The 15,971-nt window shown below is 60.6% G+C and carries 13 protein-coding genes; 5 read left to right on the top strand and 8 right to left on the bottom strand.

What is annotated here, in order from left to right; all coding sequences use genetic code 11:
* Window positions 1-119: 119 nt before the first annotated feature.
* From CEW89_RS15795 to CEW89_RS15775, 5 genes are all read right to left on the bottom strand, one after another.
* Window positions 120-1,058, bottom strand: a complete 939-nt coding sequence (locus CEW89_RS15795) for an ABC transporter permease (RefSeq protein WP_096806542.1) — start codon at window positions 1,056-1,058, stop codon at window positions 120-122.
* Window positions 1,059-1,070: 12 nt separating this feature from the next.
* On the bottom strand, window positions 1,071-2,318 hold the full coding sequence (locus tag CEW89_RS15790; protein WP_066703672.1) for an ABC transporter permease: 1,248 nt from the start codon (window positions 2,316-2,318) through the stop codon (window positions 1,071-1,073).
* A gap of 161 nt (window positions 2,319-2,479) precedes the next feature.
* Complete coding sequence (locus CEW89_RS15785; protein ID WP_096806541.1) at window positions 2,480-3,565, bottom strand: ABC transporter substrate-binding protein; 1,086 nt, start codon at window positions 3,563-3,565, stop codon at window positions 2,480-2,482.
* Window positions 3,566-3,656: 91 nt separating this feature from the next.
* Complete coding sequence (locus CEW89_RS15780) at window positions 3,657-4,754, bottom strand: ABC transporter ATP-binding protein (protein WP_066703666.1); 1,098 nt, start codon at window positions 4,752-4,754, stop codon at window positions 3,657-3,659.
* A 217-nt stretch (window positions 4,755-4,971) separates the two neighbouring features.
* The gene (locus tag CEW89_RS15775) at window positions 4,972-6,054 is read right to left on the bottom strand and encodes a GlxA family transcriptional regulator (protein WP_066703663.1); all 1,083 of its coding nucleotides are present in this window, start codon (window positions 6,052-6,054) and stop codon (window positions 4,972-4,974) included.
* Between the two features lie 403 nt (window positions 6,055-6,457).
* Here CEW89_RS15775 and CEW89_RS15770 point away from each other — a divergent pair, with 403 nt between their 5' ends.
* From CEW89_RS15770 to CEW89_RS15750, 5 genes are all read left to right on the top strand, one after another.
* Complete coding sequence (locus tag CEW89_RS15770) at window positions 6,458-7,207, top strand: electron transfer flavoprotein subunit beta/FixA family protein (protein WP_066703658.1); 750 nt, start codon at window positions 6,458-6,460, stop codon at window positions 7,205-7,207.
* Window positions 7,208-7,225: 18 nt separating this feature from the next.
* A complete protein-coding gene (locus CEW89_RS15765; RefSeq protein ID WP_096806540.1) occupies window positions 7,226-8,158 on the top strand; it encodes an electron transfer flavoprotein subunit alpha/FixB family protein in 933 nt (310 codons plus the stop codon).
* A 38-nt stretch (window positions 8,159-8,196) separates the two neighbouring features.
* Window positions 8,197-9,054: a formyltetrahydrofolate deformylase gene (gene purU / locus CEW89_RS15760; protein WP_096806539.1), complete on the top strand. Its 858-nt coding sequence runs from the start codon at window positions 8,197-8,199 to the stop codon at window positions 9,052-9,054.
* A gap of 62 nt (window positions 9,055-9,116) precedes the next feature.
* A complete protein-coding gene (gene folD / locus CEW89_RS15755; RefSeq protein WP_096806538.1) occupies window positions 9,117-10,004 on the top strand; it encodes a bifunctional methylenetetrahydrofolate dehydrogenase/methenyltetrahydrofolate cyclohydrolase FolD in 888 nt (295 codons plus the stop codon).
* A gap of 166 nt (window positions 10,005-10,170) precedes the next feature.
* A complete protein-coding gene (locus tag CEW89_RS15750; RefSeq protein ID WP_096806537.1) occupies window positions 10,171-12,732 on the top strand; it encodes a GcvT family protein in 2,562 nt (853 codons plus the stop codon).
* Between the two features lie 333 nt (window positions 12,733-13,065).
* Here CEW89_RS15750 and CEW89_RS15745 read toward each other — a convergent pair whose 3' ends face one another.
* The 3 genes from CEW89_RS15745 to CEW89_RS15735 all read right to left on the bottom strand — a co-directional run bounded on the left by CEW89_RS15745 (window position 13,066) and on the right by CEW89_RS15735 (window position 15,956).
* On the bottom strand, window positions 13,066-13,800 hold the full coding sequence (locus CEW89_RS15745) for an HAD-IIA family hydrolase (RefSeq protein ID WP_096806536.1): 735 nt from the start codon (window positions 13,798-13,800) through the stop codon (window positions 13,066-13,068).
* On the bottom strand, window positions 13,800-14,651 hold the full coding sequence (locus CEW89_RS15740) for a phosphodiesterase (protein WP_096806535.1): 852 nt from the start codon (window positions 14,649-14,651) through the stop codon (window positions 13,800-13,802). The genes CEW89_RS15745 and CEW89_RS15740 overlap by 1 nt, the downstream gene beginning before the upstream one ends.
* A 63-nt stretch (window positions 14,652-14,714) precedes the next feature.
* Window positions 14,715-15,956 carry an ABC transporter substrate-binding protein gene (locus CEW89_RS15735; protein WP_096806534.1) on the bottom strand — a complete coding sequence of 414 codons (1,242 nt, stop codon included), beginning with the start codon at window positions 15,954-15,956 and terminating at the stop codon, window positions 14,715-14,717.
* Window positions 15,957-15,971 lie beyond the last annotated feature (15 nt).

Genomic DNA, 15,971 nt, shown 5'->3' with positions numbered 1-15,971 from the left:
TGACCAGGTCCGGCTCGCGCGAAGAGATGAGGCAAAGCGACAGAACATCTGCGTCAAAAGCAAAAGCGCGCCTCCCCAGGCGGGAAGGCGCGCATGAAGGACAGATTGTCCCAATCCGTTTAGCGGGGGGAAACACCCCGAAGCCGTTCGGAGCGACGGCGCAACAACTCAACCGTGGTCAGAAGCGAGATTGAGATGATCACGAGGATCGTCGCCACAGCAAGGATCGCCGGGCTGATCTGTTCGCGGATGCCGCTCCACATTTCACGCGGGATGGTCTGTTGATCGGGCCCGGCGATGAAGAGCACGGCGACCACTTCGTCGAACGAGGTGACGAAGGCAAAGAGACCGCCGGAGATCACCCCCGGAAGGATCAGCGGCATCACCACCTTGAAGAAGGTGCGGCGCGGGTTGGCGCCAAGGCTCGCCGCAGCCCGGATCAGGGATTGATCGAAGCCCGACATAGTCGCGGTCACGGTGATGATCACGAAAGGAATGCCAAGCGCCGCGTGGGCCATGATGACGCCCGTGTAGGTCGAGGTCAGACGACCGCAGTCCATACCGACGATGGCGCAGGGGTTGGAGTAGAAAAAGAACATCCCCGTCGCAACGATGATGATCGGCACGATCATCGGGCTGATCAGGATCGCCATGATCGTCCGGCGCCAGGGCATTTCGGGACGCGCCAGGCCGAGGGCCGCGAGCGTGCCCAGAACCGTGGACAGGATCGTCGCCCAGAAGCCGATGATCACGGAGTTCTTCGCCGCTTTCACCCAATCCGCATTGTGCCACAGATCGGACCACCAGGCGGCGTCGCGCACCGCCTCATGGGCCTGCATCCCCGTGGTCAGAAGCGAGTCATACCAGCGCAGACTGTAGCCTTCGGGATCGAAGCTGAGCATCTTGTCGGTGTAGGTGAAATAGGGTTCCGCATTGAACGACAGCGGCACGATGACAAGGATCGGCGCGATCAGGAAGACGAAGACCAGAGTACAGATCACCAGATAGATGAAATGCCAGGTGCGTTCGAGCTGGGAGGCGTAGGTTGGCAGAGCCATCAGTCTCTCTCCTTAACCGAGTTTCAGTTTGTCGATGCCGATCAGGCGATCGTAGAGCCAGTAGAGCACCAGCACACCGACCAGAAGCATGGTCGCCAGAGCCGCCGCCATGGACCAGTTGGCCTTGGTCATGTGGAACTGCACCATGTTGGAGAACAGTTGCCCGTCCGCACCACCGACAAGGGCCGGGGTGATGTAGTAGCCGACCGCAAGAATGAAGACCAAGAGCACGCCTGCGCCGATGCCGGGAATGGTTTGCGGCAGGTAGATGCGGCGGAAGGTCGTCCAGCTCGTGGCGCCCAGGGAGCGCGCCGCGCGGGTGTAGCTTTCCGGAATGACACGCATAACGGAATAGAGCGGCAGCACCATGAAGGGCAGCAGGATGTGCACCATGGCGATGATTGTACCCGTTTGGTTGTAGATCATCTGGAGACGCCCGTCGTCCCCGATGATTCCCAAGGCGACAAGAATGTCGTTGACCACACCCTGCCCCTGCAACAGCACGATCCAGCTCGTCGTCCGCACCAGAAGCGAGGTCCAGAACGGCAGCAGGACGAGGATCATCAGGAGGTTCGCCTTGGCCATCGGCAGGGTCGCCAAAAGATGCGCGATCGGGAAGGCCAGCAAAAGACAGATCGCCGTGATCACGCCGGCAAGGAAGAAGGTCTTGATATACAGGCGGAAATAGACGCGTTGGTTCGGGTCGACCTTGGTCAGCTTGCCGTCGCCGTCACGTTCCATATCGAAAGCGATGGTGTAAAAATCGAGCGTCCAGGGGCTTGCGGCCGAACGCATCGCATTCCAGATGCGCGGGTCGTTCCAGTCCTTGTCGAGATCGAGAAACGTCTCCATATAGGGCGGCTCAAGCTTGTCGGCGCCACGGGCCGCCTTGGTGAACATCGAGCGCGTTCCGGAGACCACATAGTTGATCCTGGTGCCCGCATCGCCCGCCGCCCGCGTCTCTTTCATCAGCAGAAGATCCGAGGCCAGCGCCGCATAGGCGGTCTCGTCCGGGGCCGTGCCCTTGGGATTGGCCGCAAACCATTCGGAAAGCGCCGGCGTGGATTTGGAGAACTGATCGTTGTAGACCGAGCGCTGCAACATCTGGCCGATCGGAATGGCGAAGGTGATCAGAATGAACAGCAACAGCGGCAGCACCAGAAAAAACGCGCGGCGTTTCGCCCGGGCCTGCGCCGAGGCCAGCGCGGCTTTGAGCGGGCGCCCGTCCGCTGTGGTCAGCTGAGAAGCGACGTCAGACATCCTCTTTCCTATCTTTTATTGGGCGTCACGGGCCCTGGCGGCCTGTCGACGTCCGTGTCTGAACACGGTCCGGCGAAAGAGCAGAGGTAACGACTCTTCCGCCGGAGTACCGGGGAACAGGGGAAGCCCCCCGGCATAAGACGCAGATCCGGTGTGTCGGATCAGTTGGCCAGAAGCCAGGCGTTGAAACGCTCACCCAGTTCGGTTTCACGGTCGACCCAGAACTCAGCGGAGGACGCCAGAGCGTTGGTCATGTTCTCCGGGTAGGTCGGCAGGTTCGGCGCCATCGGAATGTCGGTGCCGAAGACGTTGCCCACGAGCGGCGCCGCAGATTTACGCGGGGTGCCGTAGGAAATGCGCTCGGAGAACTTTGCGGATCGCTCGGACGAGGTCGCGTATTTGATGTATTCCATCGCGGCTTCGGCGTTCGGCGCGCCTTCCGGGATCACGTAGCCTTCCCACTCATAGACCTGACCGTCCCAGAGCACTTCGAAGGGTTTGCCTTCGTTGACGGCGGCGTTAAAAATCCGGCCGTTGTAGGACATGGTCATGACGACTTCGCCATCGGCCAGAAGCTGCGGCGGTTGCGCCCCGGCTTCCCAGTAGATCGCGTCACCTTTGATGGTGTCGAGTTTCGCGAAGGCACGATCCACACCTTCGTCGGTGTCGAGCACGTCGTAGACCTCGGACGCAGGCACGCCATCGGCCATCAGTGCCATTTCCAGAACCACTTTCGGGCTCTTCAGAACGCCGCGCTTGCCCGGGAATTTCTCGGTATCGAAGAAATCGGCGATGGAGGACGGGGCCGCACCTTCAGCGAATTGCGACGCGTCATAGGCCACGGCGGTGGCGTAGATGTCGTTCGGCACCATGCATTCGCTCAGCGTGCCTTCGAGGAAATCCTCTTCCGCAGGCGTACCGTCCGCGCCATCGGGCAGCAGGGAGGCGTCGATCGGCATAAGCTGGCCTTCGTCACACAGGCGCATCGCGTCGGAGATCAGGAACAGGGCGACGTCGGTGGTGACGTTGCCGGCATCCACCTGGGCTTTCACCGGGGTCGCCGGGTTGTCGGCGTCCACGGAGACGACACCGATGCCGGTCTCTTCGGTGAAGGGCTTGTAGTAGGCTTCGGTTTCAGCGGCGGCATAGGACCCGCCCCAGCTCATGATGGTGATGTCTTCGGCCAGCGCCGGAAGCGCCAGGCCGCCAAGTGCCGTGGTCAGGGCCAAAAGGGTCTTCTTGTTCATGTCTCTCTCCATGTTGGATCAGGATAGGTCGCGCGGTTCACTCCGCGCCTGTATGGCTTCACCCCGGTCCCGAACGCCGGGGCGAAGAAACTCAGATCATGTCGAGCGCGCGGGCATCGAGCGGGTTCCAGCCGATGCGCAGGCGCTGCCCCGGTTCGAGGCGCATCTGGTCGATGGTGTTGCGGCATTTGACAATGAATTCATCATGCCCGGCAACTTTCATGCGGGTCCGCAGAATGTCGCCCATATAGACGATTTCGAGCACTTCCGCGTCGATGGTATGCGAGCCTTCGGGGATCAGCTCCGGTTTGAACTCAACGCGTTCCGGACGAATGGAAACGAGGGTCTTTTCCCCCTTGGCCTTGACGTTCACCGCAGTCGCATCAATCTTTTCGCCGTTTTCCAGACGCACCACAGCGCGGTCACCGTTCAATTCTTCGATCACGCCCGGCAACTTGTTGTTCTCGCCGATGAAGCCCGCAACGAAGCTGTTCTGCGGACGTTCGTAAAGCTCGGCAGGCGGCGCGAGTTGTTGGATACGACCGTCATTGAACACCGCCACGCGGTCGGACATCGTAAGCGCCTCGCCCTGATCGTGGGTCACGTAGACCACGGTGATACCGAGGCTTTCGTGCAGGTGCTTGATCTCGAACTGCATATGCTCGCGCAACTGCTTGTCGAGCGCACCGAGCGGTTCGTCCATCAGCACGAGCTTGGGATCGAACACAAGTGCGCGGGCCAGTGCGATCCGCTGTTGCTGACCGCCGGACATCTGCGCCGGACGACGGTTCGCGAAAGCCCCCATTTGCACCATGTCGAGGGCGCGTTTGATCTTTTCTTCGCGCTCGGACTTACCCATGCCACGCACTTCCAGCGGGAAGGACAGGTTTTCGCCCACCGTCATGTGCGGGAAGAGCGCGTAGTTCTGGAACACCATGCCGATGCCGCGCTTGTGCGGCGGCACCTGGTTGATCGGACGACCGTCGAGGCGGATCTCGCCATGAGTGGCCGTCTCGAACCCGGCCAGCATCATCAGGCAGGTGGTCTTGCCGCTGCCCGACGGTCCAAGCATGGTCAGGAACTCGCCCTTGGCCAGGTTCAGGTTGAGGTCCTTCACCACGAGGGTCTCGCCGTCGTAGCTTTTCTGAACGTGTTCGAAAGACACGAATGCCTTGTTGGATGCCACCATGACCCAAACTCTCCCCGAGTTTTATTTATTGTTGAGCCGACCTGCCCCACGCATATCGGCAGAAATTTGAATAAGTATCTGTAGAGGGAAAATTCACAGGCAGAATGAATGCGTCAAACAAAAGGAATAATTACGCCAAACCCAAAGACGCCTTCCTTCGCCGTCACGTTTACGACGCAAATATGTGCATCCTTGTTAGTTTATACCGATTTTACGCTCAATTTGAAGGCGCGTTGGAAACATCCGTGTATGTCGTCTGCCGGAAAGATTGCGGCGTCACCCCATATCTGCGCCGAAACATGCGGCTGAGATGCGAAGAATCACAAAAACCGCAGTCGACGGCGATCTGAGCGACGGACTTTTGCGTCTTTTCGACGAGGTGCTTTGCAAAATCGAGCCGCATATCGAGGAAAGCCGCCTGCGGAGATGTGTTGAGCGCCAGCCGGAAGTGCCGCTCGATCTGCCGTTTGCTGTTGCCCATGCGCTGCGCTATGTCCTGTACCGAAATCGGCGTGTCGATGTTTTGCTGCATCAACAGAAGCGCGCGCTGCACGATCGGGTCCTGCGTCTTGAGATCGAGCGGCAGGCCCGGCTGAGGTTTGTCGGCCTGAAGCGCATCGTCGATGATCATGATGTGCAGGCTTTTGCTCGCCTGCGCCCGCCCCACATGTTTGTCGACCAGATAGGCCGCCAGATGCGCCGAACTCGCGCCGCCTGAACAGGTCAGCCGATCCCGGTCCACCACGAAGATCTGGTCTGCAACCGGGTTCAACCCCTCGAACTGTTCGAGAAAATCGGAATGGTGGAACCAGCTCACACAGCACCGGTATCCGTTGAGCAACCCGGCCTGGTGCAAGAAGAACGCCCCGGTACAGATCCCGATCAGCGGAATATTGGCCTCAGCGGCCTGATGCAGGAAACGGTGATAGGCCTGGCTCAGAGACGGCGTCTCATCCATCAACCCGCCCACAACGACAATATAGTCGAACCGTCGGGGGTCTCCGAGGCGCTCCTTGGGCTGCACCGTGATCCCGCTGCTGGAGGCGACCGGGTCCATCGTGTCGGACAGAACGGTCCAGTCGCAGAGAATCGGTCGGCTGCGGTCGCCCTCGTCCGCCGCCAGACGCAGAACGTCGACGAAATTGGCAAAGGCACAGAGTGTAAACCGGCGCGCCAGGATAAAACCCACCGACAGACGCGGCCCTTCGGCACGCGACTTTTGCGCCCGCAACGATGTCGTCGTGCGTTGCACCCCCGTTGCGTCCTGGCCAGAGGCATCTCGGAAAGAAGGAGTCGTCATCTGTGTCCCTCCAAACAGGAAATCCCATGATCTTGTCGTAGCAATCATCTCGCTTTGACGCAATCGTTCTATTTTTCGACGCAAATAGTCGCCATCTTGTTTTGCACGATCAGTTATCCGGTCTTTCTGACGAAAAACGACCTTTGCGTCGGGGACATGGGGTCGACAGGATCGCGAACAGCCACCCCGTGGCAATCATGTCGAACGTTCGCGCACTCCGCCGTCTCCCCGCGTTCCTTGTCACCGTCAGTTCCCGGAAACCTGAAGGTAAACCTGGCTGGACCGGGAACGCCATCGGGAGCATCGCTTCGGCACCTTGCTCCCTCATCTTGGAAATAATGCAAAGGCCTCGGAGCGGGGCCGACCCGGAACCTCACGATTTCGGGCCGACAGAGAGGGAAAAATGAAAGTACTCGTTCCTGTAAAGCGGGTGGTCGATTACAACGTGAAAATCCGTGTGAAAGCGGACAATTCCGGTGTCGAACTCGCCAACGTCAAAATGTCCATGAACCCCTTCGACGAGATCGCCGTCGAAGAAGCCGTGCGTCTGAAAGAAGCGGGCAAGGCCGATGAAGTCATCGCCGTTTCCGTGGGTCCGGCTCAGGCGCAAGACGTTCTGCGTACCGCGCTCGCCATGGGCGCCGACCGCGCCATTCTCATCACCGTTGACGGCACCACCGAGCCGCTGACCGTGGCCAAGCTTCTCAAAGGCGTTGCCACCGAGGAAGAGGCCGGTCTCGTGATCCTCGGTAAACAGGCCATCGACGACGACGCCAACCAGACCGGTCAGATGCTCTCCGCTCTCTTGGGTTGGTCGCAAGGCACCTTTGCCTCCGAGGTCGAGCTTGGCGACGGCTCCGCGAAAGTCACCCGTGAAGTGGACGGTGGCCTGCAAGCCATCGAGATCAAACTCCCCGCCGTGGTCACCGCCGATCTGCGTCTCAACGAGCCGCGCTATGCCTCTTTGCCGAACATCATGAAGGCCAAGAAAAAGCCGCTCGATCAAAAGACGCCCGCCGATTACGGCGTTACGGTCGAGAACCGCCTCAACGTGCTGCGCGTCGAAGAGCCCGCACAGCGTGAGGCCGGGATCAAAGTCGCCTCCCCCGCCGAGCTGATCGAAAAGCTCAAAAACGAAGCTGGCGTCATCTGAGCGTAGGGACCTGAACATATGGCTATTCTTCTTTTTGCAGAACATGACAACGCGACCCTGTCCGATCAGACCGCCAAGGCTCTGACCGCAGCGTCTCAAATCGGCGGCGACGTCGACATCCTGATCGCGGGCAAAGACGCCTCTGCTGCCGCTGACGCCGCCGCCAAACTGGCCGGTGTGCGCAAGGTGCTTGTGGCCGAAAGCGATGCGCTGACCGTGCGTCTCGCCGAAGCCTCCGCAGCGCTTATCGTTTCGCTCGCAGGCGACTACGACACCATTCTGGCCCCTGCCACCACGACCGGCAAAAACGTGCTGCCGCGCGTGGCCGCGCTTCTGGACGTGATGCAGGTCTCCGAGGTGATCGAAGTGGTCTCCGCCGACACGTTCAAACGTCCAATCTATGCGGGCAACGCCATCGAAGTGGTGCAGGCGACCGACGCAACCAAGGTCCTCACCGTCCGCACCGCCGGTTTCGCCGCCGCCGGTGAAGGTGGCTCCGCAACGGTTTCTTCCGTGGACGCGCCGAGCGAGGGCAGCGATCTGTCCAGCTTTGTGCAGAACATCCTCTCCGAGAGCGAACGCCCCGAACTGACCTCCGCGAAAATCATCGTCTCCGGTGGCCGTGCGCTCGGCTCCAACGAGAAGTTCAACGAGGTCATCACGCCGCTCGCAGACAAACTCGGTGCCGCTGTCGGCGCATCGCGTGCCGCTGTGGATGCGGGCTATGCCGCCAACGATCTTCAGGTCGGTCAGACCGGTAAAGTCGTAGCGCCGGACCTTTACATTGCCTGCGGCATCTCCGGGGCGATCCAGCACCTTGCCGGGATGAAGGACAGCAAAATCATCGTTGCGATCAACACCGATGGCGATGCGCCGATCTTCCAGGTGGCCGATTACGGCATCGTTGGCGATCTCTTCGAGATCGTGCCTGAGCTTGAGCGTCAACTCTGACGCTCACCCATCAGACATTTATGAACGGAACCAAACCCATGAGCTCCAATTCCTACACCCTGCGCATCGCCTGTGACGACCAGCCGGGCATCGTGGCCGCTGTCACCACCGCCATGGCCTCGCGCGGCGCAAACATCGCCGAATCAAACCAGTTCTGGGACCGCAAGACGAACAAGTTCTTCCTGCGTATGTCCTGCCTCTTCCCGGAAGAACTGACCAAGGATGCCATCGAACTGGCCCTGAAACCCTCCGTCGATCGCTTCAGCCTCAAGCTCAAGGTCGAGGACGAGACCCGCAAGCCGAAGATCATCATCATGGTGTCGAAATTCGACCACGCCATGCTGCACCTTCTCTACCAGATTAAAACCGGCTGGCTCGACGCCGAAGTGGTGGCCATCGTGTCGAACCACGAAGACGCCCGCAAAGTCGCCGATCAGGAAGGCATCCCGTTCCACTGCTGGCCGGTGAACAAGGAAAACAAGGCCGAGCAGGAAGAAAAACTTTCCGCGCTCGTGCAGGAAACCGGTGCAGAGCTGGTGATCCTCGCCCGCTACATGCAGGTGATTTCCAACGAGCTGTCGACCCAGCTTTTCGGCATGATCATCAACATCCACCACTCCTTCCTGCCGTCTTTCAAAGGCGCCAAGCCCTATCACCAGGCTTATGATCGCGGCGTGAAACTCATCGGGGCCACCGCGCACTATGTGACGCCGGATCTCGACGAAGGCCCGATCATCGAGCAGGAAACCGAGCGCGTCACCCACTCCATGTCGGCAGAGGATTTCGTGGCCACCGGTCGCGACATCGAATCCCGCGTTCTGGCCCGTGCAGTGAAATATCACCTCGAAGGCCGCGTCATGCTGAACGACCACCGCACCGTGGTCTTCCATCCGTAATCCCTGTCCGGGAGGGGACCGGTCATCCGGTCCCCCTTTTCGCTTTTCAAGGAGGTACGTTCATGACCGCACAAATCATCGACGGAAAAGCCTTTGCTGCCGGGCTCGGGGATCGGATCGCGGAGAAAGCCGCCACCTTCACGGAAAAGGCGGGCCGCGCGCCCGGTCTGGCCGTGGTGCTGGTGGGCTCCGATCCGGCCAGCGAAATCTATGTCCGCTCGAAAGGCCGCATGGCCCGCAAGCTGGGCATGGAGAGCTTTGAGCACACGCTGCCCGAAGACACGACGCAAGAGACGCTCATGGACCTTGTCGCGCAACTCAATGCCGACGAGACCGTGGACGGCATCCTCGTCCAATTGCCCCTGCCCCGTCACCTCGACAGCCTCTCTGTGATCGAAGCCATTGACCCCGCCAAGGACGTCGACGGGCTGCACCCGCTGAGCGCGGGCTATCTGACCTCCGGTCTGCCGGGGCTGGTGTCCTGCACGCCGCTCGGCTGCCTGATGCTTCTGAAAGATCAGCTCGGGTCTCTGTCGGGTCTCGACGCCATTGTCGTGGGCCGGTCGATTTTGGTCGGCAAACCGATGGCACAGCTTCTGCTCGCTGAAAACTGCACCGTCACCATGGCGCATTCGCGCACGGCGGATCTGCCGGAGAAAGTCGGCAAGGCGGACATCGTCGTGGCCGCCGTCGGTCAGGCCGAAATGATCAAGGGCGAGTGGATCAAAGAAGGCGCCACCGTGATCGACGTGGGCACCAGCCGCGTCATCCGCGACGGCGAAAAGCACCTCGTGGGCGATGTCGATTTTGCCTCTGCGGCCACCCGCGCCCGCGCCATCACGCCGGTTCCCGGCGGCGTCGGTCCGATGACCATCATGACGCTGATGCACAACACGCTGATCGCCGCATACCGGCGCAAAGGCTACGACGTGCCGGAGCTGGGTGCATGACACCACACCGCCAGATGTCTGACGGTTCGCATTCCGGCCGCGCGGGGGACACTTTCCTCCGCGCGGCTGTTGTCGGTTTCGGGGCCGACCATTTTCCCCGGACTTCCCGGCGCGCCCTCCCCGCGCCCTCCACAGACAAACACCTCGAAAAGAAGGATTGAGAGATATGTCTTCGTTCCCCAGCAGGGCCAAAGTCGTCATCGTCGGTCTCGGCGGTATCGTCGGCGCCTCCGTGGCGCACCACCTCATCGAAAACGGATGGGACGATATTGTCGGCATCGACAAATCCGCCGTCCCCACCGACATCGGCTCCACCGGCCACGCGTCGGACTTCTGCTACGCCACGAGCCACGATCTGTTGTCCACCTGGAGTACCCTGTACTCGATGGATTTCTACGAGAAGATGGGTCACTATTCGCGCATCGGCGGTCTTGAAGTCTGCCGCGTCGGCGACGATGACCGTCTGACCGAACTGAAGCGCCGCTGCGACTCCGCCCGCGCCTTCGGTGCCAATGTGAAAATGATCACACCGGCCGAAGCCAAAGAGAAATTCCCGCTGCTCGAAGAAGATCAGATCCAGGCCGCCATGTGGGACCCGGACGCCGGTCTCGTTGTGCCGCGGTCGCAAACCGTTGCTGGCAAACTGGTGGATGAGGCCGAGAAAACCGGCAAGCTCAAAGTCTTCGCCAACACCCCGGCGCTGGAGCTTCTGTCCGAGAACGGTCGTGTCACCGGTGTGAAAACCCACCGCGGCACCATCATGGCCGATTACGTTGTGGTCTGTGCCGGTCTCTGGGGCCGTCTGATCGCCGAAATGGCAGGCGAAGACCTTCCGGTCATGCCGGTCGACCACCCGCTGACCTTCTTCGGGCCCTATGATGAATTCGCTGGCACCGGCCTCGAAATCGGTCGTCCGCTGCTGCGCGACCAGGGCAACTCCGCCTATCTGCGCGACACCGGCGATCCTGCGACCACCGAGGGCGGTCAGATCGAATGGGGCTACTACTACGAAGAAGAGCCGCGCATGGTGCACCCGCGCGACATTCTCGAGAAAGGCGAAGCCCGCCTCGGGCCGTCAATGCGCGACCTCGTGCTGGAAGACGTGATCGAGCCGCTTGAGAAGGCCATGGAACTGACCCCGATCCTCGCGGAGCTGGGCTTCAACGAAGGTCACTCGTTCAACGGTCTCTTGCAAACCACCACCGACGGTGGCCCGTCCATGGGCGAAAGCCGCAAGCTGCGCGGGTTGTGGTATGCGGTCGCGATCTGGGTCAAGGACGGCCCCGGCATGGGCAAGCTCATCGCCGACTGGATGACCAAGGGCCGCACCGATGTCGACCACCACGGCATCGACTACGCCCGCTTCAACGATTTCGCGCTAACCGAAGAGTTCATCGCCGACCGTTGCTGGGAAACCGCGAAGAAGATCTACAACCCGCCGATCCACCCGCGCGAGCCCTTCTCCAAAGGTCGTGGCGTGCGTCGCTCGCCCTTCTATGAGCGCGAAGTCGAGCTGGGTGGCTACTTCATGGAACTCGGTGGCTGGGAACGGGCCCATGGCTATGCCGCCAACGAGCATCTCCTTGAGAAATACGCCGATCAGGTTCCGGTGCGTGAAGCCGAGTGGGACAACCGTCACTTCTGGCGCGTGTCCAACGCCGAACAGCTTGAGATGTCCGCCGATTGCGGCCTCATCAACCTGTCGCACTTCCACATGACCGACATCTCGGGTCCCGATCACGTCGAGCTGATGGAATATCTCTGTGCGGCGAAAATCGGTGGCGACAACAACATCGGCAAGGGGATCTACACCCACATGCTCGATGACGAAGGCATGGTCCGCGCCGACTTCACGGTGTTCCGCATGGAAGACCGCTGCCGTCTGGTGAACGGTGCCGACGCCGGTCCGCGCGATCTCATGTACATGAAGCGCATGGCCGAGGACCGTGGTCTCGACGTCACCATCGTGGATGTGACCGAAGACTTCACCACCATCGGCATCTGGGGTCCGAACGCCCGCGAAAACCTGAAAAAGGTCGTGGCCGATCCGGATATGCTGGAGAAAGAGAACTTCCCCTTCGCGGCGATCAAGACGATCGAGATCGCAAGCAAGAAAGTCTCTGCCTTCCGCATCTCCTACGTGGGGGAACAAGGTTGGGAACTTCACATGCGCTACGAGGACGGCCTCGCCGTTTGGGACGCGCTGCGTGAGACCGGCGTGATGGCCGTGGGTGTCGAGACCTACGCCAACTCCCGTCGTCTGGAAAAATCCCTGCGCCTGCAAAACGCCGATCTGAACACAATGTACAACCTCTACGAGGCTGACCTGTCGCGTCCGAAGGTGAAAGAAGCGGACTTCCGCGGGAAAGAGAAACATCTCGAATACCGTGCCCGTGAACACCAGCCGGCGATGCTCTGTACCCTCGTGATGCTGGAGCATACCGACAAGAACGGTGTGAAACGCTACCCGAACACCACCATGCCGGTGATGGACCCGGAAACGGGTGAGGTGCTGATCGACGAGCTTGGCCGCCGTTCCTTCACCTCTTCGGTGGCTTACGGTCCGAGCGTGGGCAAGAACATCGCGCTGGCTTACCTGCCGAAAGAGTATTGTGAAGTGGGCCGCAAGCTCAACGTCACCTATCTCGACGAGACCTACCCGGTCGAGGTTGCAGGTGTCGGCTACGCGCCGCTCTACGACCCGGAAAACACCAAGCCACGGAGCTAAGGTCTTTCCTTAAACAGCAATGAGCGACATCGCTCATTGCCCCAAAATCAGTGCGTTTCCCATATGAGAGCTCCTCAACTATGGGGAACGCATTTGCATAACAGACAATATGAATGGCGATCTGTCACAGGCTTTTTATCCAGCCGTGACCGGAGCTGCTGTTGAAAGCGATCCCCGTCTTTGAGCCAGCATTCGACAGGCTCTTCCGACTTTGATCGGAATGTCGGGCTGGCGCATGAAGCTCGATGATACGCTCCGGGCATCTCGTGTCAGAAAACCGGCCATTCATTGCCTCAAGACGCGTTCTTCGGACAATGAACAGGGTCAGCCCCGTTACCCGGCCCGCTCCCTCAGAAACCGCTCCAGCCCTCTCCATATCCCCGTGTCGGGACCGACAAGCGCAAAATCAAAGCCAAGGCGTGCCGCACCTTCGGCATCCGTGCGCGGGTTGTCCCCGATTGCCAGCACGCGCCCCACACCGTCTTTGAAACGCGTCAGGGCATTCCTATAAAGTCCAGGTTCCGGCTTGCCGATGATGACATAAGGCAGCTCCGGATGGACGCTCAGGATCGCGGACAGCAGGCTTCCGGTTTCCGGCACGGGCGTCCCGTCGGGGCCCGGATGACTGACGTCCGGATTGGCCACCACGAGCTGTGCCCCCGAGGCGATGAGGCCTAGGGTTTCCCGAAGCTGGGCATAGCCATAAGTCTCGTCCCGGGTCAGCACCACATGGGTCGGCGCCGCGCGCGTCAGGGTCAGACCAAGCTCTTGCGCATAGTCTCGCAGGACCTCAGAGCCATACAGACAAATCCGCGCATCTGGAAATGCGACCAGATGATCGAGCGCTGCGGTTCCTGCAAGCACGATCCGTTCAGGTGGCACGCGTAGCTCCATCGCCTGCAACCGGCACGACAGCGTTTCCGGCGTATCGGTGGAGTTGTTGCTCAGGATCACCAGCCGTTCCCCCGCCGCATCGAGCACGTCTTTCGCCCCCGGCAAAACCGTGGTCCCGGAGATCAGGCAGCCGTCGAGATCGCAGAGGATCGCGTCATAGTCGTCGAGCCGCATCACGAGCGCTCCAGATCCTGCGGGTGGGCCACGGCGGCGGCCTCCGTACTTTCGAGATCGAACACCGGCCCGTCATAGCCAAAGGAACAGTCGTGGATCAGGACATTGCCGTCCGACACCGTGACATAGGCCAGATCGGGCGCCTCAATCGCCCCCATGATCCGACCCGGTTGATCGAATTCATGATGTACCTGATGCATTAAGGCGCGCTGGATGTGATAGGGAATGCCCTGCCACAGCCCGGAGATCGGGCGATGCACATGGCCCATGAACAAATAGTCGGGTTTGCGACCGACACGCTCAAATACGGCCAGCTCTGCATCCCCATCGCGCAACCGGATCGCATCCATCGGCGGGATCGACAGCTCCATCGGCGGATGGTGTTGGAACAGAAGGATCGGGCGGTCAGTGGGCGCCTCGCGCAGCGCATCTTCCAGAAAGGCGAGACGTTTCTCGCACAGACGTCCGTGATGGCCCGGTTCGTCTTCGGTTAGTGTATCGAGGGTGATCAGGCTGGCCCGATCAAAGATATGCAGCCCCTGCACGAACCCGTCGACGTCATCCGCCTCCGGGAAACTGGTACGAAACGGTGCGCGGGCGTCGTGGTTGCCGAGCATCAGGATCACCGGGATCGACAGCGCAGCCAGTTCCTCGCGCAGGCTCTCATAGGCGGCCCGTTCGGCACGGTCTGTGAGATCGCCACAGATCAATAGGAAATCAACCTGCGGCAGGGTGTCTAGGAAAGTCAGCGCCCGGCGCAGGTTCTCGCGCGGGTCGAACCCGTAGATCGTCTGGCCCGCAGGCACGAAATGCAAATCCGTCAGGACGGCGAAGCGGAGGGAAGTGGTCATAGCAATATCCTTGAAAAACCGGCGCAGCGCGGAGCGGGCGCTGCGCCGGACAGTCAGGTGAGATCAGTGCGGCAAAAGCGCGTTGACCTCATCGACCATTTCGTCACGCAGCTCTTCCATATCGTCGGCATCGCCCACAAGGATGGATTCGAGACTGTCCTCGATCACCTGCGTCACCGCCAGCCCGTTGTCGCCCGGATAGGCGAACCATTCGGACAGAAGCGGAAGCTGGTTCACAGCGGTCAGCTTGTTCGGGTTCTCGGCGTAGAAATTGTCCATCAAGAGATCGTTCGCCACCTTGTTCGGCGGCACGTAGCCGGTGGTCAGCGCCACCGCTGCGGCGCCTTCGCCGGAGGTGGTGAACTTGATGAACTGCCATGCGGCCTCAAGCACCTCCGGGTCGTCGGATGTCGAGGTCAACATGGCGGAATTGCCGCCCGCAGGCAGGGCCTTGGGTGCATCGTCGATGCCCGGATAGGGCGCGGTGACAAAGTCCCAGTCGCCCAGTTTCGAGCGATCCACGAAGCCGACATAGGCGGTGGAGCTGAAGAACATACCCAGATCGCCTGCCGCGAATTGTTTCGAGGCATCGCCACCAGAGACGGGTTTCATCGCACATTCGTGGAAGATCGCCTTGGCGGTTTCAAGCGCACGAACGCCCTCCGGGTTGTCCATGTTGAGCTTGCCATCTTCGATCATTGGCACGCCCTGCGACCACATCGCCGCCTGCAACAGCCAGTTGCCGGAAATGTCCCAATGCCAGAAGATCGCATCGTGCTCGCCCTTGGCATTGATCGCCCGGCAGGTCTCGACGACCTCGTCCCATGTGGTCGGGATGGTCTCGACACCAGCCGCGCGCAAGATGTCCATGTTGTAGAACCCGATGGGCGTGGAGACCGAAAACGGCAGGCCGTAAATCTGGCCGTCGAAGCTCGACAGATCAAGCATCGCCTTGTGATAGCCTGCGGTTTCGAACCCCTCTTCTTCGGCAATGTAAGGATCAAGAGGTTTGGCGATACCACGTTCGACCAGCAGAGCCTGACGGTTCAGGGCCTGAAAGGACACATCGGGCAGCGTATCCGCGACGGCCTCGCGCAGGATGGTGTTGGTGGCGTCTTCGTAATCTTCGTAGGTGGCGCGGAAGGTGACATGGATGTCGGGATGCGCGGTCTCGAAGGCCTCCATGATCCGCTCGAAGGTCGGGTCGAAAACGGAGGAATAGGCATAGGCCACCTCGATATCGACCGCATAGGCAGCCGGGGCGAGGAGCATGGCGGAGGCCGCCAGCGGCAGAAGGTATTTCATCGGATCAGTCCTTTT

This window comes from Celeribacter ethanolicus (assembly GCF_002407265.1).
Classification (GTDB): Bacteria; Pseudomonadota; Alphaproteobacteria; order Rhodobacterales; family Rhodobacteraceae; genus Celeribacter; species Celeribacter ethanolicus.
The sequence above is the reverse complement of the archived record's forward strand: the minus strand, read 5'-3'. Positions and strand labels throughout refer to the sequence as shown.

What these genes read in the sequence shown, in the direction of transcription:
- CEW89_RS15795 (WP_096806542.1), bottom strand. Translation starts at nt 1,058, where the DNA reads ATGGCTCTGCCAACCTACGCCTCCCAGCTCGAACGCACCTGGCATTTC.
- CEW89_RS15770 (WP_066703658.1), top strand. Translation starts at nt 6,458, where the DNA reads ATGAAAGTACTCGTTCCTGTAAAGCGGGTGGTCGATTACAACGTGAAA.
- CEW89_RS15750 (WP_096806537.1), top strand. Translation starts at nt 10,171, where the DNA reads ATGTCTTCGTTCCCCAGCAGGGCCAAAGTCGTCATCGTCGGTCTCGGC.
- CEW89_RS15735 (WP_096806534.1), bottom strand. Translation starts at nt 15,956, where the DNA reads ATGAAATACCTTCTGCCGCTGGCGGCCTCCGCCATGCTCCTCGCCCCG.
- CEW89_RS15785 (WP_096806541.1), bottom strand. Translation starts at nt 3,565, where the DNA reads ATGAACAAGAAGACCCTTTTGGCCCTGACCACGGCACTTGGCGGCCTG.
- CEW89_RS15780 (WP_066703666.1), bottom strand. Translation starts at nt 4,754, where the DNA reads ATGGTGGCATCCAACAAGGCATTCGTGTCTTTCGAACACGTTCAGAAA.
- CEW89_RS15790 (WP_066703672.1), bottom strand. Translation starts at nt 2,318, where the DNA reads ATGTCTGACGTCGCTTCTCAGCTGACCACAGCGGACGGGCGCCCGCTC.
- CEW89_RS15775 (WP_066703663.1), bottom strand. Translation starts at nt 6,054, where the DNA reads ATGACGACTCCTTCTTTCCGAGATGCCTCTGGCCAGGACGCAACGGGG.
- CEW89_RS15745 (WP_096806536.1), bottom strand. Translation starts at nt 13,800, where the DNA reads ATGCGGCTCGACGACTATGACGCGATCCTCTGCGATCTCGACGGCTGC.
- purU (WP_096806539.1), top strand. Translation starts at nt 8,197, where the DNA reads ATGAGCTCCAATTCCTACACCCTGCGCATCGCCTGTGACGACCAGCCG.
- CEW89_RS15765 (WP_096806540.1), top strand. Translation starts at nt 7,226, where the DNA reads ATGGCTATTCTTCTTTTTGCAGAACATGACAACGCGACCCTGTCCGAT.
- CEW89_RS15740 (WP_096806535.1), bottom strand. Translation starts at nt 14,651, where the DNA reads ATGACCACTTCCCTCCGCTTCGCCGTCCTGACGGATTTGCATTTCGTG.
- folD (WP_096806538.1), top strand. Translation starts at nt 9,117, where the DNA reads ATGACCGCACAAATCATCGACGGAAAAGCCTTTGCTGCCGGGCTCGGG.